Raw genomic sequence first — 26,996 nt, 5'->3', positions numbered from 1 at the left:
GTCCTCAGCCGTCCACGAGGTCCAGCGCCCCGAAAGTGTGCCGCTGCCACAGGCGGCGGGACGTCTCCTGCGGGTAGGGAGTGACCGTCGGGGCGGTGGACAGGGTGAGGGTGAGGCGGCGGTCGGGGGTGTACGGGGGCCAGCCGGGGGTGCCGGTCGCCGCGAAGGTGGTCCAGGCGTGGCGGAGGTGGGTGGAGAGGGCCTCGGCCTCGGGGGTGGGGGCGGGGCCGATGAGGAGGTGGGCGAGGGGGCCGTCGTAGACGCCGAAGGTGAGGGGGACGTCGAGGGCGTGGCAGGCGCCGGTCGACCAGGTGAGGTCGTAGAGGTGGGCCCGGCCGCCGCCCGCCGTGTGCGCCTCGGCGAGGTGGAGGGAGGGCATGCGGAAGAAGCGGTCGGACTGGACGAGTTCGTAGAGGCGCTCCGGCGACGCGTCGGGGTGGGCCAGGTGGTAGTCGGGGCCGGGGCCGAAGTACGCCAGCGCCTCCTCCGCCATCGCCTCGTCGACCCTGCCGAGCAGCCCGCCGGTCAGCAGGAACAGCCGGAACTCGTCCCGGTTGTGCCCGACGACCAGCTCCACGTCCGACGCGACCCCGGCGGCGAGCCCCTCCCAGGGCGCGCACGGCAGGACGTCCCCGTCGACGACGGGCGCGTACGGCGTCGTCGTGAGCGCGGTCGGTCCCCAGCGCGCCAGGTGGTCCCGCATCCGCAGCCGGGTCCCCGCCTCGGGCAGCCGGCGCGGGTCGACGCGCGCCAGGTCGGCCACCGTCGGCCGCAGCCCCAGCGTCGCGGCGAGCGCGTGGGCGATGTCCCGGGCCAGCGGGACGGCGAAGAAGCCGCCGGGCACGCTCTGCGCGACGGCCCGCCGGAACAGCCCCCGGGCGCGCGGCATGGTCATGAGCGCGGCGATGGAGCCCGCGCCCGCGGACTGGCCGAAGAGGGTGACGCGCCCGGGGTCCCCGCCGAACGCGCCGATGTTGTCGCGCACCCACTCCAGCGCGGCGACCTGGTCGAGGAGCCCCCGGTTGGCGGGAGCGCCCTCGATCAGCGCGAACCCCTCGACGCCGACCCGGTAGTTGAGGGTCACGACCACGACCCCGCCCTCCCGGGCGAGGCGTCCGGCGTCGTAGCCGGGGTCGGAGGTGTCGCCGAACTTGTAGGCGCCGCCGTACAGCCAGACCATGACGGGCAGCCGGCCCGCGGGCTCAGGCGTCCAGACGTTGACGGTCAGCCAGTCGTCCCCGCCGTCCCCGGGACCCTCCTGCGGGACGGGCGGCCCGAACGCGAGGGCGTCCCGGACGCCGTCCCAGGGCCGGGGCGGCTGCGGCGCGGCGAACCTCAGCTCCCCCACGGGCGGCCGGGCGTACGGGACGCCCCGGAACACGGCGAGCCCGTTCTCCCGGTGGCCCCGGACGGTACCGGCGGTGGTGCGGACCTTCGTCATCGGCGTCTCCTCACCTTCGTATGATCACCCTGCGACGTACTGGTGACATTTCCTTCTTCGGAAGGTCTGTCGGACGTCACCCGGAACCAGCACAATCGGGCCATGACGATCACCGCGGCCAAGGCGCCGCCCCAGCACGACACGCTTGTCGACCTGGTCCGGGGGGTGCTGACGGGCGCCGTGGTCGGCGGATCGCTGTCGGCCTTTGTCGTCGGGATCGTCATCGAGAAGGTGCCGCTGATCGTCGCGTCGCTGGCCGTGCCCGCGGTGTACGGGCTGCTGCTGTTCCTCGTCGGCGGGCCGCGCCGCGCCCGGGAGGCGGCCGTCGTGCCGCGCACGGCGCTGGCGATGATCGAGAGCGTGGAGGCGATCGGCAGCGAACACAGCGACGTGCCGGTGAAGTTCGAGGTCAGCGTCGTCCCCGAGGACGGTCCCGGGTACCGGGTCCGGTTCCGGCAGGACATCAACCTCGCGGAGCTGCCGGCCTACCGGCCGCGCGGGGTGGTCGTCGTCGAGTACCCGCCGGACACGCTGTGGAAGATGCGGATCGTCAAGCGGCCGACGCCGGAGTGGGAGGAGCGGGCGGCGGCGGCCCGGCTGGACTCGGTGCCGGGTCCGGTCGTGGAGGCCAACGCGGCGGAGGGGTGCGCGCTCGGCTGTCTCACGGTGCTGGCGCTGCTGCTCGCGGCGGCGGGCGTCGTCTTCGCCTTCCGGGGCGACCTGTTCGACTCCGGCCCGGCGTCGCCGTCGTCCTCGTCGTCGTCCTCCTCTTCCTCCTCCGACTCGCGGTCGCAGACGGACACGACGGTCGTGACGTCGTCGACCGGGACGCTCTCGCTCGGGCCCGGCCAGTCGATGCTGGACGCCGGTGAGCTGCGGCGGTCCGTCGAATCGTTGACGCAGGGAGGAACCAAGGGGGAGGCGCTCAGCGTCGTCGTGCAGGAACGGCTGCTGACGGTCGTCTTCTCCCCCAGTGGCGCGAAGGGCACCGGGTTCGATCCCCGGTCGCTGCCCTTCGACCGTGTCCCCGCGCTGGTCGAGCAGGCCGGGAGCGGTCTCGGTACCCGGCAGAGCTGGCAGCTCACCGCCGCCGGTACGGACGGGAACGTCACGCTCAGGGTCTCGGTGACCGGGAGCGGGGGTGCGGGCTCGCTGGAGGCGGACGGGCAGGGGAACGTCGTCCGGCACAGCGGGAGTTGAGGGAGAGCGCATGGGTCTGTACCTGGCGGTGTGGTGTGCGGTGCTGGGCGTGCTGGCGTTGGCCGGGTACGGGAGGTCGCTGTCGGGGATGAGCCGCGCGCAGCGCACGGTACGGGCGCCGGCCCGGATCGAGCAGGTACGGGAGCCGCTGCACGGGGGGTCGAAGCGGGACGGGGTGTCCGTGGTCGTCTCCTACGTCGAACCGGAGACCGGGGAGCGGGCCGTCGTCACGAACGAGGGCGAGCGCGGGGAGATGATCACCGCGGCCTGGGTGGGGCGGGAGATCGAGGTGAGCCATCTGCGGGGCAGACCGCACGCCTACGAGTTCTCCAGCGCCCCCGTGGAGCCGGGGCGCGGGCTCGGCTGGCCGAACTTCGCGGTGTTCCTGATCTACGCCGGGGTGGTGGTGTATCTCGCGGTGGAGCGGGCGTGGCCGTGGGCGCTGGTCGGGTTCTGCGGGCCGTGGGCCGTCATGGGCATGCTCTATCTGCCGGGGAACGCGCGCGAGAGCCGGCGCCGCAGGGACCGGCTGGCGACGATGGACGCCGTCCCGGGGACGGTGATCGCGGTCCTGAAGGACGTCAGTTCCGACTCCGAGGGCGGCACGGTCACCACGATCACGCCGGTCGTCCGGTTCACGACGGCCGAGGGCGTGACCGTGACGGCGCACTGCACGTCCGGCATCCCGAAGCCCGAGACGTCGTACGGCCGTGACGTCCTGGTCCACCATCTCCCCGGCAACCCGGCCGACTTCACGCTGGACGTCGCGGCCGAGCGCCGCTCCGAGAGCTGGGAGACGCCGTTCGTGCTCGCCCTGGTGACCGTCCTGGTGGGGGCGACCGTCGCGGGAGCGGTGCTGCTGGCCTGAGTTATGTTCTCCCCCATGGAACCGCTGACGTTCGATTACGAGAACCTGCATCTGCGTGTGGACCGGGGGGTGTTCGAGCAGTTCGACCTGGACAGCTCGGCGAGTTCGTTCCGCACTCCGCTGGCCTGGCTGGGCGCGACGGTGCACTTCAAGAAGCCGGACCGGCCGGGGACGCTGTACGTCGGTGTGGTCCGCGATCCGCGGGCCGCGCTGTACGGCACCGACCGGCTCGGGTTCCGGTACGCGACGTCCCCGTCCTTCCAGGTGCCGCCCGGCGACGAGGCGTTGTTCCGGGCGTACTTCACTCAGGTCGCGCTGCTGGCCGACCGGGCGGTCGTCACGGCGTGAGTCGTCACGGTGTGAGGGGCAGCGCCTCGAAGCGGTGGTCCTGCCAGAGGCGGCGGGAGGTCTCCAGCGGGTAGGGCTCGACGGAGGGCTCCGTGTCGAAGATCCGGGTGAGGCGCCGTTCGGGGTCGTAGGGGTGCCAGCCGGGGTCGCCGGTCGTCGCGAAGGACGTCCAGGCGGTGCGGATCTGGTCGGTGAGGAGGCGGGCCTCGGCGGTGTCGCCGGGGCCGATCGCGGCGGGGCCGAGGTGGGCGTCGTAGGTGCCGAAGAGCAGGGGGCCGTCGAGGCCGTGGCAGGCGCGCAGGAGGCCGTTCGTGCCGGGGGACTGCCAGGCCAGGTCGTACAGGTAGGCCGTACCGCCGCCCTTCGTCTGGGCCTCGGCGAGGTGCAGGACCGGCATGCGGAACAGCCAGTCGGACTGGACGCGTTCGAAGAGGTCCTCGGCGCCGAGGCCGGGGAACGCCGCGCGGAAGTCGGTGCCGGGGCCGAAGTGCTTCACGGCGTGGGCGGCCTGTTCGTCGGTGACCTTGCCGAGGAGGCCGCCGAGGAGGAGGAAGGTGCGCCACTCGTCGCGGTTGTGGCCGATGATCAGGTCGACGTCGCGTCCGGCGCCGTCCGCGAGGCCCTGCCAGGGGGTGACGGGGAGGATCTCGCCGTCGACGACGGGCGAGTAGAGGCTCAGGGTGTGGGCGAAGGCTCCCCACCGGTCCTCGCGGAGCCGCATCTTGTCCTGGACGGCCCGTCCGATCGCGGGCAGGTCCAGCGGGCCGATCCCGGCCAGGGCGGCGGCGGTCGGCCGCAGTCCCGCCTCGGCGGCGACGGCGGCGCCGATGTCACGGGCTAGGGCGTCGGAGAGGTACGTCCCCGGCAGGCTCTGTCCGACGGCCCGCCGGAAGAGCCCGGCCGCGCTCGGCATCACCATCAGCGCGGCGACGGACCCGGCACCGGCCGAGTCTCCGAGGACGGTCACCCGGTCGGGGTCGCCGCCGAACGCGCCGATGTTGTCGCGCACCCACTCCAGCGCGGCGACCTGGTCGAGGAGCCCCCGGTTGGCGGGAGCGCCCTCGACGGACAGGAACCCCTCCGCGCCGAGGCGGTAGTTGAGGGACACGAAGACGACGTCGCCGTCGCGGGCGATGTCCTGGGCGTCGTAGCCGGGGCTGCCGGAGAAGCCGTGCTGGTAGGCGCCGCCGTGTATCCACACCATGACCGGGCGGTGGGCCGCCGGGTCCGGGGCGGGGGTCCACACGTTCAGGGTCAGCCAGTCGTCGCCGGTCGTCCTGAAGAGTCCGCTGTCGTCGGTGCGTCCGGCCATGCCCGCCTCCTGCGGGGAGGGCGGGCCGAAGGCGAGGGCCTCACGGACGCCGTCCCAGGGGAGCGGGGGGCGGGGGGCCTGGAAGCGGTCCTCGCCGATCGGGGGGCGGGCGTAGGGGATGCCCCGGAAGACGGCGAGGCCGGCTTCGGCGCGGCCTCGGACGGTTCCTGAGGTGGTGCGGATCTGGGGGTGGTCTGACATGTCGGCCTCTCTGGATCTCTCACTGACAGCTTTGTAAAGCACTCCATTTAACAGTTGCCCATTTTTTGACAGCTGTCTAGTCTCGGAGTCATGCCCGTCAGCCAAGACCGCCGCGTCCTGCGCAACCGCGCCGCCCTCATGGCAGCCGCCGTACGCCTGGTCTCCGAGCGCGGTACGACCGCGCTGCCCGTCGCCGAGCTCTCGGAGGCCGCCGACGTCAGCCGCCAGCTCGTCTACCTCCAGTTCGGCGACCGGGACGCGCTGCTGGTCGCGGCGGCGGCCGACCTCGTGGAGCGCGAGCTGCTGCCCGAGGTGCGGGACGCCGCCGTCCCGCACGAGACGCGGATGCTGGCCATGGCCCGGCACTTCGCCCGGCACCGCCCCTTCTACCGGGCGCTCCTCACCGGCTCCTGCGCCTTCCCCATGACCCGCGCGATGAACAGGCTGTTCGGCACGCTCATCACGACGGAGTCGCTGCGGGAGGCGTTCGAGGCGTTCGACGAAGCGGCGGCGGCCGACATGAAGGCGTTCATCACGGGCGGCACGGGCGCGCTCGTCAACGACTGGATCGTCGACGCCGACGACCCCCTCGACCCCGAGGAGCTGGCGGCCCGTCTGCTGCGCCTCACCACCATGCTCTCCCCCAGCCGGAGGTCCCCCCGATGAACATCGGCAGCCACCTCGTCCAGCGCGCCCTGCGCCTGCCCCCGCCCCGCACCCGCGACCTGACGGTCACCCGCGATCTGCGCGTCCCGATGCGCGACGGCGCGGTCCTGCTCGCCGACCACTGGCGCCCGGCGGACACCCCCGGCCTGCCGACCGTCCTCGTCCGCGTCCCCTACGGCCGCGCCGGACTCCTCGGCAACTCGATGGCCCGCCCGCTCGCGGAACGCGGCTTCCAGGTGCTGATCCAGAGCACGCGCGGCACCTTCGGCTCCGACGGCCCCTTCGACCCGCTGCGCCGCGAACGCGAGGACGGCCTCGACACCCTCGACTGGGTGATCGCACAGCCCTGGTTCGGGGAGTCGATGATCCTGTTCGGCCCGAGCTATCTCGGCTTCGTCCAGTGGGCGGTCGCCGACTCCCTGCCGCCGCAGGTCAAGGCGATGATCCCGGTCGTCACGGAGTCCGCGCTGACCCTGGAGTTCCTGCGCCCGGACGGCTTCTCCCTGGAGACCCCGTTCGGCTGGGGCGTCCAGGTCGCCGGGCAGGAGCGCCCGTTCGCGATGCCGCGCCAGCTGCTCGGCGCGAAGCGGGTCCAACGGGCGCTGCACACACTGCCGTTGAACAAGGCCGACCACGCGGCCGTCGGCCGCCGGTACGACTACCTCCAGGACATCCTGGTCCACGACGCCGGCTCGCCGTTCTGGCAGGCCCTCGACCACCGCGACCGGGTGGCGGACACGCGGGTCCCGGTGAGCAGCGTCGGCGGCTGGTACGACATCTTCCTGCCCGGCCAGCTGCGTGACTTCCGGGTCCTCCAGGACGCCGGCCGTCCGGCCCGCCTCACCGTCGGCCCCTGGACCCACACCTCTCCTGGCTCCGGCGCCCTCGCCGTGACGGAGGCCCTCGGCTTCGGCCTCGACCTCGCGGAGGGCCGCGAACCGGCCGGGCGGGCGCCGGTCCGGCTGTACGTGATGGGCGCGGACACCTGGCGCGACTTCCCGTCCTGGCCGCCCCCGGACCACACACCCCGCCGCCTCCACCTCCAGCCGCACGCCGCCCTCGACTGGCGGCCCCCGGCCGACTCGGAGCCCGACGGCTACCGGTACGACCCCGGCGACCCGACCCCCGCTGTCGGCGGGGTCCGGCTGGCGCTCGGCGTCAAGGGCGGAGCCGTCGACCAGGCTCCCCTGGAGTCGCGGGCGGACGTCCTGACGTACACGACCGCCGTCCTGGACGAGGACGTCGAGATCGTCGGCGAGGTCAGCGCGGAGGTGTGGTTCCGCTCCAGCCTGCCGTACGCCGACGTCTTCGTGCGGCTGTGCGACGTGGACGGCAAGGGGCGCTCGGTCAACGTCTGCGACGGGCTGACGGGGCTGACCGGGGCCGATGAAGTGACCTGCGCGCAGGTGAAGTTGTGGCCGACGGCGTACCGGTTCAGGCGGGGGCACCGGATTCGGGTGCAGGTGTCCAGCGGGGCGTTCCCCCGGTACAACCGGAATCCGGGGACGGGCGAGCCCCGGGCCACGGCGACCGCCCTGCGCGCCGCCGACCAGCTCGTCTTCCACGATCCCGGGCGCCCGTCGGCGGTCGTCCTGCCGGTCCGCGCCCTTTCGCCCGGGTCCGCCCCCGGCTAGCGTTCACCGAGTGGATCAACAGCACGCGTCCGTACGGCGTTTCGACCACTGTCCCTGGCTGTTCGCGGCGGAGGCCGACGAGAGCGAGCGGGCCGCCCAGCGGGAGCGGCAGCGCGGGCTCGGCGGGGACAGTGCCGTCGGGGAGCGGTGCTACGTCGCCGAGTCGGCGGCCGTCTTCCCGGACCGGCTGCGGCTCGGGGACGACTCGTACATCGCCGCGCACGCCTACGTCACCGGCGAGCTGACGACCGGCACGGACTGCACCGTCAATCCGTTCACGACCGTGCGGGGGCGGGTCGTCCTCGGGGACGGGGTGCGGATCGGGGCGCACACGTCGCTGCTGGGGTTCAACCACGCCATGGCGCCCGACCGGCCGGTGTTCCGGCAGCCGTTGACGAGCCGGGGGATCACGGTCGGGGACGACGTGTGGATCGGGTCGCACGTCGTCGTGGTGGACGGGGTGCGGATCGGGGACCACTGCGTGGTGGGGGCCGGGGCGGTGGTGACGAAGGATCTGCCCGCGTGGTCGGTGGCGGCGGGGAATCCGGCGCGGGTGCTGCGGGACCGGCGGGGTGGAGGGGAGGCGGGGTCGCTTCCAGTGGAGGAGCGGGAGGTCGAGCGGCGTGCGCGGGAGGCGGCGGACGCCGGGCCGGATGTGCCGGGCGCGGGGCCGGAGGCGGGGCTGGACACGCCGGACGCGGAGGCGGACACGCCGTACGCCAGGCCGAATGCGGCAGGCGCGGGGCCGGGTACGCCGCACGCCGGGCCCGATACGACGGACGCGGAGGCGGACACGCCGCACGCCGGGGCGAGGTCACCCGCCCCGGGCCGCACCGTATCGCTCCCGCAGGATCGGCGGGACGCGCAGGATGCCGTGCGGCTCCGCCAAGGCGGCCCAGGCCCCGGAGGGGCACATGTCGATCCCCTCACCCGCTTCGCCGACACCGCCCGCGCCCAGGCCGCCGCTCTCCTCGCCCGGTCCTGGGACGGTGAGCGGTACGTGGACCGGCCCGGGGCGGCGCCGACCGTGCGGGCGCACTGCGACGCCGTGGAGATCGCGGACCTGCTGCTCGGCGAGGCGCCGGGGCAGATGACCGCCGGGGAGCACGTGGAGCGGTTGTCGGTGCTCCAGGACCCGGCGACGGGGTGGGTGCCCGAGGTCGGGGAGGCGGTGCCGGTGCCGGAGGGGGACGGGCTGCTCGGGGACGGGGCAGCGCTCTACCACGTCCTGTCCGTGGGGTACGCACTCGATCTGCTGGGCTCCTCGTTCCCCCGCCCGGTGCGGGGCGTCCAGGAGACGACGGCCGAGCAGCTCGTGGCGCGGCTGGAGGGGCTGCCGTGGCGGGACGGCGCGTGGGGAGCCGGTGCCTGGATCGACGCGTGGGCGACGGCGGCCCACTGGAACCTGCGGCAGGACGCGCTGCGCCCCGGCACCCTGGAGGCCCTCTTCGGCTGGCTCCTGACCCGGGCCGACCCGTGGACCGGCCTGTGGGGCACCCCCTCCCCCACCGAGGGCCGCCTCCAGGTCGTCAACGGCTACTACCGGCTGACCCGAGGCTCCTTCGCCCAGTTCGGTCTGCCGGTCCCGCATCCGCAGCGGGTCATCGACGCGGTCCTCGACCACGCCGGGGACCCCCGCCACTTCGGCCCCGCCCGGGACAACGCCTGCAACGTCCTGGACGTGGCCCACCCCCTGTGGCTGTGCGGCCGTCAGCTCCCCGGCCATCGCGCCTCGGACATCCACGCCTGGGCGGACCGCCAGCTCACGGCGGTCCTCCCCCGCTGGCGTCCCGGCGAGGGCTTCGCCTTCGGCCCCGGCCACGCCCCCGGCCTCCAGGGCACGGAGATGTGGCTCGCCATCGTCTGGTACCTCGCCGACCTCACGGGCCGCGCGGACGCCCTCGGCTACCGCCCTCGCGGCGTCCACCGCCCGGAAGCGGCCCGCCAGTTGTAGCGGCTCACCGGCACTCCCTGCCGTGCACCTCCACATCGCCCACCGGAACCGCGCAGCACAACAGCGCCTCGCCGGGACCGAGTTGAACGGCCGGTTCGCCGAGGTGGGCGACCGTCCCGGTGACACGGTGCCGACAGGTGCCGCAGGCACCGGCACGACAGGCGGAAGCAGGCCGCAGCCCGACCGCCTCGGCGGCGTCGAGAAGGGTGCCGCTGTCGGGGGTCCAGGTGATGCGCGTGCCGGTCTCCGTGTAGTGGACGGCGAAGGGGCCCGGGGACGGCGGGAGTTGTTCCGTCTCGGTGAGGGGCACCTCGCGCGGGGTGTAGAACCGTTCGTCGGTGATCGCGGAAGGAGGAACTCCGGCCGCCAGCAGTGTCGTGCGGACGAGATCGACGAACCCCTCGGGGCCGCAGAGATACGCCTCCCCCGTCGCCTGCGGGATCAGCGCGGTGAGCTGTTCAGGGTCGGGGCGTCCGACGATCAAGTGCGCCTCGGCGTGCGGGAGTTTGCCGACGAGGGTGATGACCTCGTCCCACAGGGGTGTCTCCGTCTCGTCGCGTACGACGTTCAGGACGGTGACCGGCCGTTCCGGCGGCAGGGCGCGCAGGAGGGAGAGGACCGGGGTGATACCGATTCCGGCAACAGCCAGCAGAAGAGGGCGTGTTGAGCCGAGGCGGGTCGGCTCCTCGCCGTAGGGGCCGGAGAGCAGGACGCGGGAGCCGGTCGGGAGGGTGTGCAGGGTGGCGGACATCCGGCCGCCCGGTGTCCGCTTGACGCTGACGGAGAGTTCGCCGCTGTCGGCGCCGGTGAGGGTGTAGCAGCGCCACAACGGGCCTTTCTCGTCGGTGAGATGGAGGCGGAGGTGCTGTCCGGGGCGGGTGGCGGCCGGGTCGCGGAAGGTGAAGGTGGTGACCGTGGGGCTCTCGTCGGTGCGCCGGATCAGTTCCGCGTACCGGGGGCGGCCGGGCGCGGCGAGGCGGGCGTCCGGGGTTCCGTCGCCGGGGCCCAGGTCGTGGAGGGCGTCGCCGCTCGCGATCCGTCCGCCGCGCACGACCTTCGCGTACACCCCGCAGTACAGGTGCCCGAAGCGGGTCGCGAGGAGTGCGGGGACGTTGAGGTCGCGCACCCCGGAGCCGGGGCGGACGGAGGTGGCCCGGCAGCGTTCCGTGGGGAAGGTGACCTCCAGTTCCGCCCCGCCGATCCGCAACCGGTGCCCGGGGAGGGCGAGTTCGCGCCAGGCGCCGAGTCCGGAGACGTACAGGTTGGCCCGGAAGCGGGCGGGGTCGAGGGGGACCCCGGCCGCTTCCGACAGTGCCCGGACCGTGTCGAGGTTGACGATCGACAGGGCGGCGTCGGGCCAGTCCCACAGGGCGGCGCCGGGCCGCACCAGCCGCGCGGAACCGAACGGCTCGCCCGGCCGGACGTGCAGTTCCCGCCCGCCGGGCGCGGTCAGCCGCACCCCGTCACCCTCCGACACGCCCCGGTAGAGGGAGAGTTCGGCGCTCTGCCGCAGCCGCATCAGCTCCTCGCTGGAGATCCACCCGGAGGTGACCGGCGCCGCGCCGAGGTGCAGCGCGAACGCCCGGTCCAGCGGCAGCCCCGCCCCCGGCGCGAGGACCGCCTCCGGCAGCTCCTCCCCCGTCATCCCCTTCACGGGATACCGGTGGAGCGACCTCAGAACCGCTCCCACGCCCCGGCCTCCCCCGCCGTGCACGGCCCGCCGTCGTGGCAGCGCAACTCCCCCCGGTCCAGGTCGAGTCCGACGGTCAGCAGGGTCCGCCACTGCTGGTGGAACGGCAGCCCCGGCAGCGGATGGCAGCAGACGGCCGCCCCCTCTCGGTCTCGTGGACGTCGAGCAGCGCGGTCCACCGCGCGGGGTCGGGAGAGGTGAGCAACTCCCGGTGCGCGACGAGGTGTGCGTACCGGACGTGCGTGCTTCCCGCTTCGGCGGCCGACTCCCCTTCGGCGAGGCGGGGATCGAGGAAGTGGTTGGTGTGCAGGAGGTAGCCGTCGGCGTCGGGCGGCAGGACGGCGGTCCCGGCGGGGCTCAGCTCGACGCAGGCGCCGTCGTTGTCGCGGCTCACGACGGTCAGGACCGTGGACGCCGAGACGCGGGCGGAGCGGGCGAGGTCGACGGCTTCGGCGAGCGTGGCGGCCTCGTCGAGAATCCTGCGGGCCACGACGTGCACGGGGACGCCGATGCCGTCGCCGTCCTCGGCGTGGCTGAGGATGTTGAAGTGCAGCCCGAGCCCTGCCGAGTTGACGCCGATCTTGCCGAGGATGCCGGCCTCGGTGAAGATCCGGGCCGTGGGGTGGCTCACGAGGGTCTTGCCGTCGGTGAACTCCTCGTGCCAGTCCCAGGTCTGGAGGGTGCGCGGGGTGTCGGCGCCCAGGTAGACGGCGGTCGAGCACTCCCCTTCGGCGGTCGCGCCGACGGTGGCGAGGATCTCGGTGCGCGCGTTGAGCATCCCGAGCTGCCACGGTTCGGCCCCGGCGGCGCGGGCTGTGGCGGCCAGCTCCGTGTACAGGTCGGGCGCCCAGCCGCGTATCGCCTCGACGGCCTGTTCGCCGTAGGGGCGCAGCAGTCCCGGCGGGACCGCGACGGCCTCGAACAGCCGCCGGTAGCCGGTGATGCCGGCGTGGATGCGGTCCCGGTCGGCGGTGCCGAGGGCGTGGCCGCGTGCCGTGGGGTCGGCGGTGTCGAGGTGGTGGCGGGCGATCACCGGACGCTGCTCAGGATCGCGTCCCACATGACCTCGCCGGCGACGGAGCCGAGGCCGACGACGTTCGCGGCGGGGTCGCTGGGCAGGTCGACCTCGTCGGTGGTGAGGGTGAAGAGGGTGTCGCCGTCGAGGCTGGTGTGGAAGGGCTGGATGCCCCGGTGCATCGAGCCGTGCACCTGTCTCCCGAACTGCTCCAGCTCCCGGTCCCCGAGCCGTGCGTTGGTGACGAGCACGGAGATCGTCGTGTTCCCGGCCCGCGTCCGCGGCCCCTTCCCGGCGAGCGCGGCCTCGTAGTCGTGGTGCGGCAGCCTGCGGGTGCCGGTGGCGGGGTCGTGGTTGCCGCGTACGACGGTGCCGTCCCGGTCGACGATGACGCCGACGGCGTTGACGACGGTCGCGGCGAGGATCTTGACGTCGCCGACCTGCCGGAACGCGGCGCCCTGGCCGGCGAATTCGCAGCGCTCCCAGTCGACCTTGCCGACGGAGGCGCTGATCCCGGCGCCCGCGCGGCCGACGGGGAAGCTGCCGTGCCCGGCGCCGCGCAGGGCGGCCCGGCCGAGGGCGGCGTCGGGGACGACGGCGCTGTCGCGGGCGGCGAAGTCGTAGATGATCGCGCCGGACACGCACTTGAGGTCGTTCCAGCCGACCCGGTTGTCCACGCGGGCGCGGAGTTCGTCGGCGACCCCGGCGCAGGCACCGAGCCCGTACAGGGAGCCGCCGGCGAGGCAGACGGCGTGCGCGTACTGCTTGTCGCCGTAGAACAGGCCGATGGCGCCGCCGCGTTCGTCGATGTGCATCCGGGCGCCGGCCGGGACGTGGACGACGGTCACGCCGGTGGGGCCTTCGGCGTACTCGGCGGTGCCGACCTCGACGCCGGGGAAGTCGAAGGCGACGCTCTCGCGGCCGGGGCTGGGCCGGGGGACGAGGTCGTGGTCGTCGTTGCTGAGGGCGGGGCCGAAGGAGGGGGTGGGGACGGTGTGGTTCACAGGGCCTCCAGGAGCTGTCGGGAGTAGGGGTGCTGCGGGGTGGTGTAGAAGCGGTGGGCGTCGGCGAGTTCGACGATCCGTCCGGCGCGCATGACGGCGACGCGGTGGGCGAGGTAGCGGACGGCGGCGAGGTCGTGGGAGATGAACAGGGCGCCGAAGCGGTGTTCCGTCTGGAGGTCGTGGATCAGGTTGAGGATCTGGGCCTGGACGGAGACGTCGAGGGCGCTGACCGCCTCGTCGAGGACGACGAACTTCGGGCGGGTGATCAACGCGCGGGCGATGGCGACGCGTTGGCGCTGGCCGCCGGAGAGTTCGTGGGGCAGGCGGCCGGCGTAGTCGGCGGGGAGGCCGACCTGGTCGAGGACGGCGAGGGCGGCGGGGCGGTGGGTGCGCAGGCGTCCGCCTCGGACGGCGCTGAGGGGTTCGGCGACCGAGTCGGCCACGGTGAGGCGGGGGTCGAGGGACCAGTGGGGGTTCTGGAGGACGGCCTGGATCTCTCCGACGCCGGTGGGCCTGTGCACGGTGCCGGAGGTCGGCTTGCGCAGGCCGAGGGCGACCGCTCCGGTGGTCGTCTTGCCGGAGCCGGACTCGCCGACGAGGCCGAGGGTCTCTCCGGGGTCGATGTGGAGGCTGACGCCGTCCATCGCGGTGACGGACCTGAACGCGACGCTGACGTCGGTGAGTCGCAGGACGGGTTCGGTCATCGGGCCGTCTCCTCGGGGTGGGCGGTGACCGGGTGGTGGCACAGCAGGGTGCGCCCGCCGGCCGTGCGGGTCTGCGGGCGGACGGCCTCGCAGTCGTCCTCCCGTGCCCCGCAGCGCGCGGCGAACACGCAGCCGGGCGGCTCCCCGGCGAGGACGGGTGGCGTCCCGGCGATGGTGTGCAGTCGTGTGCCGTCCTTCACGCGCGCCGGGTCGGCGGCCAGCAGGGCTTCGGTGTACGGGTGGCGGGGTGCGGCGAGGACGTCGGCGGTGGGCCCCTCCTCGACGATCCGTCCGCCGTACATGACCGCGACGCGCTCGCAGCGGCGGCCCACTCCGCCGAGGTCGTGGCTGAGCCAGAGCACGGTGGTGCCGTGCTCGGCGGCGAGGGTGAACAGCAGGGTGAGGATCTCCTCCCGGACCTGGCTGTCGAGGGCGGCGGTCGGCTCGTCGGCGACGAGCAGGGCGGGCTTGCGGGCCATGGCCATGGCGACGGCGACCCGCTGGGCCATGCCGCCGGAGATCTGATGGGGGTACAGGCGCAGGACGTGGGGGCCGAGGCGGACCTGGTCGAGGAGGGCGGCCGGGTCGGCGCCGGTGCCCCGCAGGGCGAGCCGGAGCTGGCGGCCGATCCTGAGGGTCGGGTTCAGGGCGCCGATCGGGTCCTGGGGGACGAACGCGAGGCGTTCGCGGCGCAGGGCGGCGATCTTGTCGTCGGCGAGTTCGAGGACCGGCTGTCCGTCGACGAGGACCCGGCCGCGCGGGCAGGTCGCCGTGCGGGGCAGGAGCCGTCCGGCGAGCAGGCCCAGGGTGGACTTGCCGGAGCCGGACTCCCCGACGATCCCGACGGTCTCCCCGGCGCCCACGGCGAGGCTCGCCCCGTCGAGGGCGCGGACGGTACGGCCGCCGGTGCGGTACTCGGTGACGACGTCCTCGATCAGCAGCAGACCGGTCATACCAGCGACCTCGTCTCTCGGGGTTCGAAGCGGTCGCGCAGGCTGTCCCCGACGAGGTTGATCGCCATGACGGCGGCGACGAGCACGACCCCGGGGGCGACGATCAGCCAGGGCGCGCCGACCATGTACAGCCCGCCCTCCTGGATGAGCAGCCCGAGCGAGGCGTCGGGGAGCTGGACGCCGTAGCCGAGGAAGCTGAGGCCGCCCTCGACGAGGATGCCGACGGACAGGGCGTAGGTGCCCTGGACGGCGATGGTGCCGGCGACGTTGGGCAGGATGTGCCGGACCATGATCGTCCGGGCGGGTACGCCGCTGATCCTGGCGGCGGTGACGAACTCGCGGCGGGCGACGGCGCGGGCGGCGACGCCGACCATGCGGGTCATGAGGGGGACGGTGACGAGGACGATCGCGGCGAGGGCGGTGCCCCGGCCGGGTCCGAGGACGGCGGCGACGAGGACGGCCAGCACGATCGCGGGGAACGCGTAGAGGACGTCCCCGATCCGCAGGATCAGCTCGGCGGTGCGCCCGCCCCGGTAGCCGGCGACGATCCCCAGCGTCGTACTGATGACGGCGGTGCCCGCGACGGCCAGGGAGGACAGCAGGAGGGTGGTGCCGATGCCCTCCAGGAGGCGGGGCAGGAGGGAGCGGCCGAGGTTGTCGGTGCCGAGGAGCCAGCCGGAGCCGGGCGGGGAGAGGCGGGGTCCGGCGATGGTGTCGGGGCGTCCGCCGATGCCCGTCGCCTGGCCCAGCAGGGAGGCGAGTACGAGTGCCACGAGCACCCCTACCGCGCCGCGCATCAGGCGGTCGTACGACTTCCACGTTTTCATGCCGCCCCCTTCGCGGCCGTGGCGAGGCGGGGGTCGAGCAGGCCGCTGAGGAGGTCCACGAGGAGGTTCGCGGTGATGAAGACGGTCGCGGCGAGGAGGACCCCGGCCTGGACGACGGCGTAGTCGCGGCGGTCGAGGCCGTCGACGAGGTAGGAGCCGAGGCCGGGGACGTCGAAGAGGCGCTCGACGATGACGGCGCCGCCGAGGAGGTAGGCGCTGAGGGTGGCGACGAGGGTGAGGACGGGCACCGACGCGTTGCGCAGGACGTGGTGGCGGACGATGAAGCCCTTCGGTTCGCCCCGGGCGACGGCGGCGGCGATGTGGGGTTCGACGAGGACGCCCAGGACGGCGTCGCGGGTGGTGCGGGCGGTCGCGGCCGTGCAGAACACGGCGAGGACGCAGGCGGGCAGGAAGAGGGAGCCGGCCGAGGCGAGGGGGCCTTCGGACCAGGGGGTGTAGGTGCCGACGCTCAGGCCGAGGCGGTAGCGGGTGAAGAGGAACACGACGAGGCTGCCGAGGACGAACTCGGGCAGGCTCATCCCGAAGGCGCTGAGGAGGCGGCCCGCCGCTCCCCCGCGTCCGCCGCCCGCCCGGGTCGCGGTGTACACGCCGAGCGGGACGCCGATCAGGAGGGTGAGGGCGAGGGCGAGGACGGTCAGGGTGACGGTGACCGGGAGGCGGTCGGCGAATTCGGAGGCGACCGGGGACCTGGTGACGAGGGAGGTGCCGAAGTCGCCGGTGACGGTGTTGCGCAGCCAGTGCCCGTACTGCTCGGCGACGGGCCGGTCGAGGCCGAAGCTCGCGGCGGCGGACGCCTTCTGTTCGGGGGTGGCGAGGGGGCCGAGGACGAGTTCGGTGTAGCTGCCGGGCATGGCGCGCAGGGCGGCGAAGATCAGCACCGAGACGCCGAGGAGGGTGAGCGCGGCGGCGGTGACCCGGCCGAGGAGCCGGCGGATGTGGTCCATGGCGGGCTACTTCGCGTCCGGGAGGGTGTAGCGGACGATGTCGCGCAGGACGTTGCCGTAGCCCTCGGCGGCGCGCAGGGTCGGGCTGACCTTGTCGGTGCGGTAGCCGATGACGGTGGGGCGGCTGACGAGGGGCAGCATCTGGGCGCCGGTGTCGACGCGGGCGCACAGCTCGGCGAGGGTCTTGGTGCGGGCGGTGCCTGCGGGTTCGGTGCCGGCCCGGTCGATGAGGGCGTCGAGGGTCTTGTCGTCGGTGAGGAAGGTGCTGGAGAAGCCCGCGAGGACGGGGTTCCACCAGCGGGAGACCATCGAGGCGTCGACGTATCCGGCGTACCAGCCGAGGGCGAGGTCGAAGTCGGGTTTCGCGCCGAACACCTTGCTGGTGTAGGTCGTGTCGTCGTACTTCTGGATCTTGACGGTGACGCCGGCCCTGCCGAGCTGCTGCTGGATCACCTGGGCGATCTGGCCGACGGCGGGCTCGGAGGTGTAGACGGCGAGCCGGAGCGTGCCCGCCTTCTTGAGCGCGGCGGTGTCGGGGGCCTTGGCGCTCGCTGCGGGCAGTGTCTTCGGGTCGCAGGCGCCGGGCAGCACGCTCGGTGTGACGCCGGTCGGTTCGGCCTGTCCGCCGAGCGCGACCGAGGCGATCTCCTCGCGGTCCAGGGCGCTGTTGAGGGCGAACCTGACCTTCTCGTCGGCGAGCGGCGACGCCGCGTTCTTGGAGTTCTGGATCAGGTAGTAGAAGTCGCTGTTGGTCTGCCCGACGACCTCGGCCTTCCCTGTGCCCTTCAACTGGCCGACGGAGTCGACGTTGTTGAAGTTCACCAGCCCCGCGCTCCCGCTGCGCAGCGCCGCGAGCCGCGCGGTCTCCTGGGGCACGATCTCGATCTTCAGCTCACTGACGTGGACGTTCCCGGCGTCGCGGTATCCGGTGTTGCGGGCGAAGTTCCAGTACTGGTCCTGCTTGTGGTCCTTGACGACGAACGGGCCGGTGCCGAGCATCTCCTTCGCCGGGTCGAGGGCGCCGCTGTCGATCTCCTTCATCGGCAGGACCGCCGCCGGGGTGTTGGCGAGCGCCGCGAGGAACGGCGTGTAGGGCTTGGCGAGTCGAACGGTCACCTCGGCGGGTCCGGACGCGGTCACGGACGTCACCGGGCCGAGCTGGGCGGCGTAGGCGGCCTTGGACTTCAGGAGGCGCTGGAGGCTGCCGACGACGTCGGCCGGGGTGACGGCGCGGCCGTTGGAGAACTTCACGCCCGGGCGGAGGGTGAAGACGTAGGTGGTGGCGCTGGGCTGCTTCCAGGAGCTGGCCAGCAGGGGCTGGACGTCGAACTTCGGACCGATGGTGACGAGCGGTTCGTAGACGAGGGACTCGATGGACCAGGAGCGGGCGGTGGCGGCGGTCTGCGGGTCGAGGCCGCCGGCCTCGACGGTGTCGTAGTCGAGCTGGACGGTGAGCGGGCCGCTGCCGGTGAGGGAGGTGTCGGACTCGGTGAGGTAGCCGGTCTTCGAGGCTCTGGCGGCGGTGCCCGGGTCGGTGGTGGCGGGGGCGGAACAGGATGTGAGGGCGGCCGAGAGGGCCGCGCAGCATCCGACGGCGATCGCTGATCTTCGCATGATCGTCTCCTCCTTTTGCCGGATCGTTCCGGCAACAGTGGTGAAACGGCCCGGACACCTTGGCGGTGTCCGGGAGCTCCGGGGGTCAGCCTCGGGTCGAGGCGCGGACGTTGAGTTCGATGGGGAGGGCGCGGACCGTGCCCTTCGGGGTGTCGCCGGCCAGGATCTCGCAGAGCAGGCGCCCGCATTCGGCGCCCATGGCCCGCGGCCGGAGGTCGACCGCGGTGATCGGGGGTTCCGCCGTGCGCATGGCGGAGCTGTCGACGCAGGAGGCGAGCAGCAGGTCGTGGCCCACGCGCCGCCCGGCCGCCCGGAGTTCGGGCAGGACGGCCGCCGCGGCTCCGTCGGCCGCGCACACGATGGCGTCGATGCCGGGCGTGTCGGCGAGCATCTCGCGTACGACGGCCTGGAGGACGTCGGGCGGTGAGCCGAAGGGGGCCTTGCGGACGAGGTGCGGCAGGCCGTGTTCCTCGGACCACCGGGCGTGGGTCGTCTGGAGGGTGGTGGACCAGTCGGAGGTGGTGTCGGAGGCGATGAACGCGGGGCGGCGGGCGCCGCTCGCGTGGAGGTGGTCGAGGAGTTCGGTCATCGACGTCTCGTGGTCGGACCAGATGACGCCGGTGGGCTGCCGGTCGCCGACGTAGCGTTCGGCGGTGACGACGGGCAGGCCGCTGTTCATGAGCTGGTCGACGACCGGGTCCTCGGCGACGGGGTCGCACAGGACGAGCCCGTCGACCTGCGGGACCGCGCCGCGTTGCGGGAGGTGGCCGGAGGACAGCAGGGTGACGTTCAGCCCGGCGCGGGCCGCCTGCTCCGCGACGCCGAACACGAACGACATGTAGTACTCGGCGCTGGTCAGGAACTCGGGGATGTGCAGGGCGATCGTCTCGGTGACCGAGGTGCGCAGGCTGCGCGCGCTGCGGTTCGGCGCGTACCCGAGGCGTTCGGCGGCGGCCAGCACCGCCCTGCGGGTGGGCTCGGAGACCCGGCCGTGTCCGCGCAGGGCGTCCGAGGCGGTCGTCTTGGAGACGCGCGCCTCGCGGGCGACGTCGGCGATGGTGGCGGCGGGCATCCTCGTCACCATCCGTGTGTGAGGGCGTCGTCGAGCGCCGCGACGAACACGTCCGCGTCGTCCCGGGTCAGACAGAGCGGCGGCTTGATCTTCAGCACGCACTGGCGGTCCGACGTCGGCTGCATGATCACCCCGAGCTCCCGCAGCCGCTCGCAGATCGCGGCGGTCTCCTCCGTGGCCGGCTCCAGCGTCGTACGGTCGCGCACGAACTCCACGCCCAGGTACAGCCCGGAGCCGTGGACGGCGCCGATCAGCTCGTGCCGGTCGGCGAGTCGCACGAGCCGCTCCTTCAAGTACCCGCCCACCTCAAGGGCGTTGGCCTGGAGCCCCTCGTCCCGCAGCGCGTCCAGGACGGCCAGCCCGACCACCGAGCTGACGGGGCTCCCGCCCGCCGAGGAGAAGAAGTACCCCTGCGTGCGGTAGGCGTCCGCGATCTCCCGGCGGGTGATCACCGCGCCCAGCGGATGCCCGTTCCCCATCGCCTTGGCGACGGTGACGATGTCCGGTACGACGCCCTGCTGCTCGAAGCCCCAGAAGTGGGTGCCGAGCCTGCCGTAGCCGACCTGGACCTCGTCGGCGATGCACAGGCCGCCGTGCTCGCGGACCGCCGCGTAGACCTGCTTCAAGTAGCCGTCGGGCAGGGGCATTCCGCCCGCGTTGCCGTAGAAGGGTTCGCAGATGAACGCGCCGGGGCGCAGGGCGGCGATGCGGGCGGCGGCCTCGGGCGCGTACCGGTGCGCCTCCGTCCCTCGGTGGCGGCCCCGGTAGGAGTTGGGGGCGGCGACCGTGTGCACCCAGCTCGGGCGTGAGGTGAGGGCGTTCGGGTTGTCGGCGACGGAGGTGGAGACGGCGTCACTGGCGAACGTCCAGCCGTGGTACGCCTCCTCGACGGCGACGGTGTCCTGTCTGCCGGTTGCCGCCCAGGCGAGCCTGAGGGCGAGGTCGACCGCTTCGGAGCCGCTGTTGACGAGGAACACGGTGTCGAGTTCCCCGGGGAGCAACTCCGTGACGCGTTCCGAGAGTTCGACGACGGAGGCGTAGTGGAAGCGGGAGTTGGTGTTGAGCTTGCGCCACTGCCGGTGGACCGCGTCGGCGAGGGCGGGGTGGCCGTGGCCCAGGATGGTGACGTTGTTGAGCATGTCGAGGTAGGGGCGGGCCTCGGTGTCGAAGAGGTGGTGGCGCCAGCCGCGTTCGATACGGGGCGGGTCGGCGTAGTAGTGCTCCTGGACGGCGGCGAAGGCGTCGCCGCGACGGGCGAGCAGCGTCGTGTCCGGCGCCTCGGTGTCGGGGGTGCCCAGGAGCGGGGTCGGGTCCGGGCACAACTCCAGCCAGCCGGGGGCGAGTTCGGCGGGGGCGAAGCGGGGCGGGCGGGTGCCGGGGAGGGTGCAGAGCTGGACGTGGAGGGTGCCGGAGGCGGTGCCGAGGGGCTGTCCGGCCTCGACGGGGCCGGGTTCGCCCCGGGCGCCGTCCAGGAAGAGGGCGGGGCCGTCGGCGGTGAGGGTGAGGCCGTCGGGTGTGACGGTGACGGTGCCGGCCCAGGGGGCGCGCAACTCCCGTTCGCTGTCGGTGTGGACCTCGACGCCGAGTGCGCAGGTGTCGCCGCCCGCGCGGGTCAGGCGGTGTTCGCCGTGCCGGGTGCGGGACGTGGGGTGCTCGGCCGCCAGTGCCTGTTCGATGCCGGGTTCGCTCCAGCGGCCGGAGTGGAGGACGTCGCTGTGCACCGACAGGTCGAGGACGTGCGGGTCGCCGGGGAGGAGGCGGTGCCCGGTCACGGCGGCCGGGGTCGCGGGACGGCCCAGCCGGGCCCGGAGCACCCCGGCCATCACCTCCGCCGGCACCGACACCGCCGCCTCGAACATCGCCCACTCCCGGTCGAGCGCGGCGGAGGCGTACGCGTTGTCCGGGTCCAGCGAGGCGTCGTACTGCCCGCTCACCACCAGCACGCCGGCCCGCAGCACGACCAGCGGCCACAGCACGGCCGACTCCGCGTCGGAGAGGGGCCGTACGGCGTGGAACGCCTCGACGGCGGGGAGCACCGACACCGGTCCGGCGCCGTGGTGGTGGAGCACGGACGTACAGGTCACAGCGAGTTCGGCCACCGCCCAGCCCGGGCCCAGGTCACCGAAGTCGATGACCCCGGACGCCATGGGACGGCCGTCCGCGCCCGGGTCGCAGACGACGTTGTTGTCCGTGAGGTCGCCGTGGATCAGCTGCACCGGCAGCCGGTCCGCATACGGTTCGACGAGCGCCCAGGCGGCCCGCGCGGCCCCCAACACCCTTGCGGCACGCGCCTGGTCGGCCATCTTCGGGGCCAGCGCCTCGATCACGGCGGGCGCGTACGACAGGTCCCACAGCCGCCCCGCCTCCGCCTCGACGGGCTCCGCGCCGACCAGCGCGGCGACGATCCGGCCGGCCAGCTCGCCCAGCCGGGCGACGACCGGCGGGGCGAGGTAGCGGCTGTCCATGATCGGCTCACCGGGGACGTACTCCAGGAGCCGGCAGGCGAGCCGGGTGTCCCCCGCGTCGAGCCACTGCACGACGTCCCCGTCGACGCCGGCGCGGGCCCGGGGCAGCCGCACATCGGGCAGCGCCCGCGCGAGCCGCTCGGTCACCGCGCACTGGGCGCGCAGCGCCCCGACCCCCGTCGCCGGGTTCGCGATCTTCAGGACGTGGTCACCGACCCGGACATTGCGGTCCTGCTGGCTCCCCAGGTCCCGGAGTTCACCGCGCACCCCGTACCGCTCGGCCAGCAGCGCCGTCACGGCGGACTCGTCGATCACCGGCATGGGCCGGACCAGCCAGTCCGCGTCGGGGAGGGCCATCGCGTGCTCCGATTCTGCGCCGAGGGTGTTGCCGGAACGTTCCGGCAACCGTAGGTCCGACGCCACCGGCCGTCAATATCCCCGGCCCCGGAAATCACCGGCTCTCACGCACGCACCACGCTATTCTTGCCCGGCAGTCCGCTCGGGCTGCCCGACCCGAGGCGGGCCGGCTCAACGTACTGTGGCGGCACGATGGGTGCGGTGTGAGCGAGCAGAACAGCGTCGAGGCGGAGCTGGCCGATCTCCGGGGCGTCGGCCCGGACGAGATCCTCACCCTGGACACCCCGGTCATGACGGCCTCGATGCGACGGCTGCTGCGCCGGATCGACGACCCCGCGAGCAGCATGGGCGGCTACAACCCGCAGCGCGCCGAGGACGGCTCGCCCTCCTGAACCGGCCCCCTCCTCAAGTGACGTACCTGGAACGGGAATCGCGCGTGGACACCCCACAGCACCGGCTGGACCGGACGGACCACCGCGCCCTGCTGCGCGGCGCGGGCGGCGCCGACTCGGTCGCCCCGCTCCTCGCGGGTGAGCGCAGTTGGCGGCTCCTGCTGCTGCGGGCCCTCGCGGACGCCACCGCCCGGCTGCCGCGCGAGCCCTACCCGAACCTCGGCCACGGCTGGGAGCTGCTGTGGCGGGCCTGGCGGGCGGCGCCCGACGAGGTGGAGCCGCTGCTGCTGTACCCGGCGGTCGGGACGTGGGCGGCCCACGCGCTGCGCCGGGTGCGCGGGTCGGTCGCGAGCGAGGCACCGTTGTGGGCGGACACCGCCCATCTGCACGCGGTGGCCGCGTCGGCCGCCGTGCTCGCCGGGCTCGACTTCAGCTGCCGGATCACCGTGCTGGACGGGTGGGCGGTGCTGCCGGGGATCGGCGGGGCGCGGGTCGCGGACTCCGTCGTCCGCGTGGCCGGCGAGGGGGGCGTGGTGCACGTGGGGCCCGTCCGGGTGGGCGGGGAGGGCTGGCACGGGCTGCGGGAGCTGCGGGCGGACGGCTGCGCGGTCACGCTCGACGACCTCGACCCGTACCGGGGGCTGCGCGGCCGTGGTGTCCCCGAGCCCGTGGCGTCCGCCGACCGGTGGGCGGAGCTGTTCACCGAGGCGTGGCACATCCTGGCCGCCGACGACCCGGAGGCGGCGCGCGCGATGGCGGCCGGCCTGCGCACCGTCGTCCCCCGGCCCCGCTCCGAGCCCTACCGCCCGCACAGCGCCTCCTCCGGCGACGCCTTCGGCGCGGTCGTCGCCTCCGAGCCCGACGACCCCGAACAGCTCGCCTGCACCCTGGTCCACGAGTTCCAGCACCACAAACTCAGCGCGTTCATGCACCTGTTCACGCTGTACGACGACGGCGGCACCGAACGCTTCTACGCCCCCTGGCGCGACGACCCCCGCCCCCTCGGCGGCCTCCTCCAGGGCGTCTACGCCTTCACCGGCGTCACCGCGTTCTGGCGCCGTCGCCCCGGGCTCGTCGCGGGGTTCGAGTACGCGCTCTGGCGGGAGCAGACCCTCACCGCCCTGGACGGCGTACGCGGCGCCGGGCGGCTCACGCCCCTCGGCCGGGATCTGCTCGCCGCGCTGACTGACCGGCTGACCGCCTGGTGGGACGAGCCAGTCGAGCCGCGCGCCGCTGAGGCCGCCGCCCTGGCCGCCGCGGACCACCGCGCGACCTGGCGCGCCCACCACGTACGGCCCCCCGCCGACGCGGTGGCCGAAGCCGCCCGTGTCCTCGCCGCGTCCCCCGGTGCCCGTCCCGGTCTCCCTCCCGACGAGGGCACCGTCGTCGCGGCGCCCCTGCCACGCGGCCTGGACACCCGTGCCGTCCTGCTCCGCAGGCTCCTCGCCGACGACCTCCCGGAGTCCCTGGAATCGGTCGAGGGGGCCCGCCCGGAGGATCTCGCCCTCGTCACGGGCGACCACCGCACCGCCCGCGCCCTCTTCACGGAACGCGTCCTGCGCGGCCCCGACCCCGACGCCTGGTCCGGGCTAGGGCTGGCGCTGCGGGGGCAGGGGCATCCGGCCGCCGACGTCCTGCTGAGCCGGCCGGAGGTCGTGCTGGCCGTCCACGCGCTGCTCGGGGGCGACGCGGACCCGGTGCGGGTGGCGGCGGCGTTCGGGAGCTGACCGCTCTCCCGGGGGCCGCCCCCGTCACAGCGGCAGCGGGTCGATGAAGCAGTTGGCCCGTTCCCGCTCCCCCAGCGCGGTCGTCGCCGGATGGTCGGGGCCGAGGCGTCCGCGCATCTCCCCGAGGACCTGGTCGTGGAGCCGTTCGCCCTCCTCCTCGCGGCCGAGGGCGGCGAGGTCGAGGGCCTGGTTGGCGGCGAGGCTCAGCGTGGAGGGGTGGGCCTCGCCCAGGACCTCCGCCGAGAGGGCGAGGGTGCGGGTGCCCAGGGCGAGGGCGTCGGCGTGGCGGCCGAGGGCGGCGAGGTCGCTGGCCAGGTTCGTCGCGACGACCATCGTCAGCGGGTGGCGTTCGCCGAGGTTGTCGACGAGGGTGGCGTGGGCGGCGCGGTCGAGTGCGTGGGCGGTGTCGCACTGGTCGTCCATGCGGGAGGTGATCGCGAGGTTCGCCTGGGCGGAGACCGTGTGGGGGTGGTGGTCGCCGAAGATGCGGCGGTAGTGGTCGTAGGACGCCTCGGCGAGTTCGCGGGCGCGGTCGAGGCGGCCGGTGTAGCGCAGGTCGACGGAGAGGCCGAGGGTGGCGGCGATGGTGTCGGGGTGGGTCTGCCCGAAGCGTTCCTCCATGACGGCCAGGACCTGTTCGGAGAGTTCGAGGGCGGCCTCGTGGTCACCGGCCTTGCGGCGGGCGACGGCGAGGACCCGGCGGGCGTGCAGGACGGCCGCGTTGTCCTCCCGGAGGTGGCGCAGGTACTGGCTGACGACCTCTTCCTGCCGGTTGCGGGCGTGCTGGTAGAGGCCGAGTTCGCGTTCGTCGATGGTGAGGCCGACCCGGGTGAGGAGGGTCTGTTCGTGTTCGGCGCCCAGGAGGGTCTGCTTCAGTTCCCAGGTGGTGCGGTCGAGGTCGTACGCCTCCTGGAACCTGCCGACGAGCCTGAGGGCGACCCCGAGGTTGTGGGCGGCGTTGAGGGTGCAGGCGTCGTCCTCGCCGAACGCCTCGGTCGCCGTCTCGAAGACGCGCCGGCTCAGCTCCAGTGCCTGGGCGAACTCCCCTTTGACGCGCAGGTCGGCGGCGACGGCGCCGATCGCGTCGAGGTGGTTCTCGTCGGCACCGGCGGCCCTGGTCGGTCCGGGCCGCTCCGCGCGCTCGTGGCCGTCGAGGGTCTCCCGGTTGATCTCGGCGGCCTCCGCGTAGCGGCCCATGCTGAAGAGAATCCAGCCGAGCCAGAAGGCGAGCAGGAGGGTCTTCTCGTCCTCGGCGCCGAAGAGTTCGGTGGCGGCGGTGTGCGCTTCGCGGGTGAACTCCAGGGCGCTGTCGTGGTCCCCGAACCGCTGGAGGTACTTGGCCGTGTTGTGGACGAGGTCGCGCACCCAGGGGTCGGCGGAGTGGATCGCGTCGGAGGCGACGACGTGCGGGTACAGCTCGGAGTAGCGGTACCACTGGGCGTTGGACTCGGGGTCGCGGGGGTCGGCGGAGGCCAGCAGGGACTGGGCGCCGAGCCGCATCTGCTCCTGTTCGCGCGGGGTCATCCGCTGGAGCAGGACGAGCTGGACCAGGCGGTGCATGAGGAGCGAGTTGTTGCGGGGGTCGATGCGGGCCAGGGAGAACCGCTTGATCTCGCGGATGGCGCGGCCGAGCCGCATCGGGTCGGCGAGGGCGGCGTCCAGCTCCTGGGTGATCACGCCGCGGTGGGCGCCGGAGAACAGGGAGCGCGGGATGGGTTCGGGCGCGAGGTAGGCGCAGACCTGGAGGAGGTGCAGGGCCTCGGGGTTGGTCTGCTCGATCCGGTCGAGGGAGACGTTCCAGGCGGTGGCGACGGACTCCTGGTAGAGGTTCGGGGCGCCCTCGAAGAGGAGGTCGCTGCGCTTCTCGTCGAACAGCCGCAGGTACTCCTGCACGGTCATGCCGGTCTGTGCCCGCCAGGCCGCCGCCTGTTCGACGGCCAGCGGCAGGTCGCCGAGGGCCTCGGCGAGCAGGTCGGCGTCCTCGGGGGTCAGCGCGGGCCCGCGTTTGTTGAGCAGGGCGATGCTCTCGGACCGTTCGAAGACGTTCACCTCGATACAGCCGGCGATGTCCTCCCACTGCGGGTTGCGGGAGGTGATGAGGACGGCGCCGTGCCGGGCGTTGGGCAGGAACGGCGCGAGGCTCTGGGCGTTCTCCGCGTTGTCGAAGACCAGCAGCCACCGCGTGTACGGCACGCCGCGCCGCAGCGCGTCGAGGGCCTGGGCGACGGTTGAGGCGGCGTCGCCGCTCTCCCCGACCCCTAATCGTCCGGCCAGGTGGGAGAGGGTGTTGACGATGCCGGAGGTGCGTTCGCTGGAGATCCAGCACACGAGGTCGTAGTCGGCCTGGTGGTTGTACACGTACTCGATGGCGAGCTGGGACTTGCCGATGCCGCCGAGCCCGTACATCGCCTCGGGCAGGACGGCGGTGGGGCTGCGGCTGTCGGTGAGCCGGTGGGCGAGTTCGGCGAGGAGTTCCCTGCGGCCGATGAAGTTGGGGTTGCGCGGCGGGACGTTCTCCCAGACGGCCGGGGACGACTTCTGCGGGGTGTGCCTCGCCGGGTCACTGGCGGCCATGGGGTCCCCCTCC

At 73.7% G+C, this 26,996-nt stretch carries 21 protein-coding genes; 8 read left to right on the top strand and 13 right to left on the bottom strand.

What is annotated here, in order from left to right:
* Positions 1–4: 4 nt before the first annotated feature.
* Entirely contained in the window at positions 5–1,441 is a 1,437-nt protein-coding gene (locus ABZX85_RS15730) for a carboxylesterase family protein (RefSeq protein ID WP_355867591.1), read from the bottom strand.
* 102 nt (positions 1,442–1,543) lie between these two features.
* Between ABZX85_RS15730 and ABZX85_RS15725 the strand changes: the two genes are divergently transcribed.
* From ABZX85_RS15725 to ABZX85_RS15715, 3 genes are read left to right on the top strand one after another with little or no spacing between them, the layout of a single operon-like run.
* Positions 1,544–2,641 carry a hypothetical protein gene (locus ABZX85_RS15725; RefSeq protein ID WP_355867588.1) on the top strand — a complete coding sequence of 366 codons (1,098 nt, stop codon included), beginning with the start codon at positions 1,544–1,546 and terminating at the stop codon, positions 2,639–2,641.
* 10 nt (positions 2,642–2,651) lie between these two features.
* Positions 2,652–3,509: a DUF3592 domain-containing protein gene (locus tag ABZX85_RS15720; RefSeq protein ID WP_355867585.1), complete on the top strand. Its 858-nt coding sequence runs from the start codon at positions 2,652–2,654 to the stop codon at positions 3,507–3,509.
* 15 nt (positions 3,510–3,524) lie between these two features.
* Positions 3,525–3,857, top strand: coding sequence for a hypothetical protein (locus tag ABZX85_RS15715; RefSeq protein WP_355867582.1), 333 nt, complete (start codon positions 3,525–3,527; stop codon positions 3,855–3,857).
* Positions 3,858–3,861: 4 nt separating this feature from the next.
* Here the strand turns inward: ABZX85_RS15715 and ABZX85_RS15710 are convergent, their stop codons facing one another.
* Positions 3,862–5,370, bottom strand: coding sequence for a carboxylesterase family protein (locus tag ABZX85_RS15710; protein ID WP_355867579.1), 1,509 nt, complete (start codon positions 5,368–5,370; stop codon positions 3,862–3,864).
* Between the two features lie 90 nt (positions 5,371–5,460).
* On the opposite strand from ABZX85_RS15710, the gene ABZX85_RS15705 reads away from it, so the two are divergent.
* Genes ABZX85_RS15705 through ABZX85_RS15695 form a run of 3 tightly spaced genes read left to right on the top strand, consistent with a single transcriptional unit; the run spans position 5,461 to position 9,624 of the window.
* Positions 5,461–6,036, top strand: coding sequence for a TetR/AcrR family transcriptional regulator (locus ABZX85_RS15705; RefSeq protein WP_355867576.1), 576 nt, complete (start codon positions 5,461–5,463; stop codon positions 6,034–6,036).
* The gene (locus ABZX85_RS15700; protein ID WP_355867574.1) at positions 6,033–7,670 is read left to right on the top strand and encodes a CocE/NonD family hydrolase; all 1,638 of its coding nucleotides are present in this window, start codon (positions 6,033–6,035) and stop codon (positions 7,668–7,670) included. Before ABZX85_RS15705 ends, ABZX85_RS15700 begins: the two co-directional genes overlap by 4 nt.
* A 10-nt stretch (positions 7,671–7,680) precedes the next feature.
* Positions 7,681–9,624 (top strand): acyltransferase, encoded by a 1,944-nt coding sequence (locus tag ABZX85_RS15695; RefSeq protein WP_355867572.1) that lies wholly within the window; start codon positions 7,681–7,683, stop codon positions 9,622–9,624.
* A gap of 4 nt (positions 9,625–9,628) precedes the next feature.
* On the opposite strand, the gene ABZX85_RS15690 is transcribed toward ABZX85_RS15695, so the two are convergent.
* From ABZX85_RS15690 to ABZX85_RS15645, 10 genes are all read right to left on the bottom strand, one after another.
* Positions 9,629–11,314: an MOSC domain-containing protein gene (locus tag ABZX85_RS15690; RefSeq protein WP_355867569.1), complete on the bottom strand. Its 1,686-nt coding sequence runs from the start codon at positions 11,312–11,314 to the stop codon at positions 9,629–9,631.
* Positions 11,315–11,390: 76 nt separating this feature from the next.
* On the bottom strand, positions 11,391–12,374 hold the full coding sequence (locus tag ABZX85_RS15685) for a C45 family peptidase (protein WP_355867566.1): 984 nt from the start codon (positions 12,372–12,374) through the stop codon (positions 11,391–11,393).
* The gene (locus ABZX85_RS15680; RefSeq protein ID WP_355867563.1) at positions 12,344–13,333 is read right to left on the bottom strand and encodes a P1 family peptidase; all 990 of its coding nucleotides are present in this window, start codon (positions 13,331–13,333) and stop codon (positions 12,344–12,346) included. The genes ABZX85_RS15685 and ABZX85_RS15680 overlap by 31 nt, the downstream gene beginning before the upstream one ends.
* On the bottom strand, positions 13,330–14,037 hold the full coding sequence (locus ABZX85_RS15675; protein WP_355867560.1) for an ATP-binding cassette domain-containing protein: 708 nt from the start codon (positions 14,035–14,037) through the stop codon (positions 13,330–13,332). The genes ABZX85_RS15680 and ABZX85_RS15675 overlap by 4 nt, the downstream gene beginning before the upstream one ends.
* Positions 14,034–14,990, bottom strand: a complete 957-nt coding sequence (locus tag ABZX85_RS15670) for an ABC transporter ATP-binding protein (protein WP_355867557.1) — start codon at positions 14,988–14,990, stop codon at positions 14,034–14,036. Before ABZX85_RS15670 ends, ABZX85_RS15675 begins: the two co-directional genes overlap by 4 nt.
* Positions 14,987–15,817 (bottom strand): ABC transporter permease, encoded by an 831-nt coding sequence (locus ABZX85_RS15665; protein WP_355867554.1) that lies wholly within the window; start codon positions 15,815–15,817, stop codon positions 14,987–14,989. Before ABZX85_RS15665 ends, ABZX85_RS15670 begins: the two co-directional genes overlap by 4 nt.
* Positions 15,814–16,782: an ABC transporter permease gene (locus ABZX85_RS15660; RefSeq protein WP_355867551.1), complete on the bottom strand. Its 969-nt coding sequence runs from the start codon at positions 16,780–16,782 to the stop codon at positions 15,814–15,816. The genes ABZX85_RS15665 and ABZX85_RS15660 overlap by 4 nt, the downstream gene beginning before the upstream one ends.
* Positions 16,783–16,788: 6 nt before the next feature.
* A complete protein-coding gene (locus ABZX85_RS15655; protein WP_355867548.1) occupies positions 16,789–18,396 on the bottom strand; it encodes an ABC transporter substrate-binding protein in 1,608 nt (535 codons plus the stop codon).
* An 85-nt stretch (positions 18,397–18,481) separates the two neighbouring features.
* A complete protein-coding gene (locus tag ABZX85_RS15650) occupies positions 18,482–19,468 on the bottom strand; it encodes a LacI family DNA-binding transcriptional regulator (RefSeq protein ID WP_355867545.1) in 987 nt (328 codons plus the stop codon).
* Positions 19,469–19,473: 5 nt separating this feature from the next.
* The gene (locus ABZX85_RS15645; protein ID WP_355867542.1) at positions 19,474–22,338 is read right to left on the bottom strand and encodes an aminotransferase; all 2,865 of its coding nucleotides are present in this window, start codon (positions 22,336–22,338) and stop codon (positions 19,474–19,476) included.
* Between the two features lie 155 nt (positions 22,339–22,493).
* On the opposite strand from ABZX85_RS15645, the gene ABZX85_RS15640 reads away from it, so the two are divergent.
* Together ABZX85_RS15640 and ABZX85_RS15635 are read left to right on the top strand one after the other, a co-directional pair.
* Positions 22,494–22,682 carry a hypothetical protein gene (locus ABZX85_RS15640; RefSeq protein WP_355867539.1) on the top strand — a complete coding sequence of 63 codons (189 nt, stop codon included), beginning with the start codon at positions 22,494–22,496 and terminating at the stop codon, positions 22,680–22,682.
* A gap of 44 nt (positions 22,683–22,726) precedes the next feature.
* On the top strand, positions 22,727–24,409 hold the full coding sequence (locus ABZX85_RS15635; protein WP_355867535.1) for an HEXXH motif domain-containing protein: 1,683 nt from the start codon (positions 22,727–22,729) through the stop codon (positions 24,407–24,409).
* 24 nt (positions 24,410–24,433) lie between these two features.
* On the opposite strand, the gene fxsT is transcribed toward ABZX85_RS15635, so the two are convergent.
* Complete coding sequence (fxsT, locus tag ABZX85_RS15630) at positions 24,434–26,983, bottom strand: FxSxx-COOH system tetratricopeptide repeat protein (RefSeq protein WP_355867532.1); 2,550 nt, start codon at positions 26,981–26,983, stop codon at positions 24,434–24,436.
* Positions 26,984–26,996 lie beyond the last annotated feature (13 nt).

This window comes from Streptomyces sp. NPDC004539 (assembly GCF_040610055.1).
In the GTDB taxonomy this organism is placed as follows: domain Bacteria; phylum Actinomycetota; class Actinomycetes; order Streptomycetales; family Streptomycetaceae; genus Streptomyces.
Note: the sequence above shows the minus strand (reverse complement) of the source record. Positions and strands in the feature narration are given on the sequence as shown.

What these genes read in the sequence shown, in the direction of transcription:
- ABZX85_RS15730 (WP_355867591.1), bottom strand. Translation starts at nt 1,441, where the DNA reads ATGACGAAGGTCCGCACCACCGCCGGTACCGTCCGGGGCCACCGGGAG.
- ABZX85_RS15725 (WP_355867588.1), top strand. Translation starts at nt 1,544, where the DNA reads ATGACGATCACCGCGGCCAAGGCGCCGCCCCAGCACGACACGCTTGTC.
- ABZX85_RS15720 (WP_355867585.1), top strand. Translation starts at nt 2,652, where the DNA reads ATGGGTCTGTACCTGGCGGTGTGGTGTGCGGTGCTGGGCGTGCTGGCG.
- ABZX85_RS15715 (WP_355867582.1), top strand. Translation starts at nt 3,525, where the DNA reads ATGGAACCGCTGACGTTCGATTACGAGAACCTGCATCTGCGTGTGGAC.
- ABZX85_RS15710 (WP_355867579.1), bottom strand. Translation starts at nt 5,370, where the DNA reads ATGTCAGACCACCCCCAGATCCGCACCACCTCAGGAACCGTCCGAGGC.
- ABZX85_RS15705 (WP_355867576.1), top strand. Translation starts at nt 5,461, where the DNA reads ATGCCCGTCAGCCAAGACCGCCGCGTCCTGCGCAACCGCGCCGCCCTC.
- ABZX85_RS15700 (WP_355867574.1), top strand. Translation starts at nt 6,033, where the DNA reads ATGAACATCGGCAGCCACCTCGTCCAGCGCGCCCTGCGCCTGCCCCCG.
- ABZX85_RS15675 (WP_355867560.1), bottom strand. Translation starts at nt 14,037, where the DNA reads ATGACCGAACCCGTCCTGCGACTCACCGACGTCAGCGTCGCGTTCAGG.
- ABZX85_RS15670 (WP_355867557.1), bottom strand. Translation starts at nt 14,990, where the DNA reads ATGACCGGTCTGCTGCTGATCGAGGACGTCGTCACCGAGTACCGCACC.
- ABZX85_RS15665 (WP_355867554.1), bottom strand. Translation starts at nt 15,817, where the DNA reads ATGAAAACGTGGAAGTCGTACGACCGCCTGATGCGCGGCGCGGTAGGG.
- ABZX85_RS15660 (WP_355867551.1), bottom strand. Translation starts at nt 16,782, where the DNA reads ATGGACCACATCCGCCGGCTCCTCGGCCGGGTCACCGCCGCCGCGCTC.
- ABZX85_RS15655 (WP_355867548.1), bottom strand. Translation starts at nt 18,396, where the DNA reads ATGCGAAGATCAGCGATCGCCGTCGGATGCTGCGCGGCCCTCTCGGCC.
- ABZX85_RS15650 (WP_355867545.1), bottom strand. Translation starts at nt 19,468, where the DNA reads ATGCCCGCCGCCACCATCGCCGACGTCGCCCGCGAGGCGCGCGTCTCC.
- fxsT (WP_355867532.1), bottom strand. Translation starts at nt 26,983, where the DNA reads ATGGCCGCCAGTGACCCGGCGAGGCACACCCCGCAGAAGTCGTCCCCG.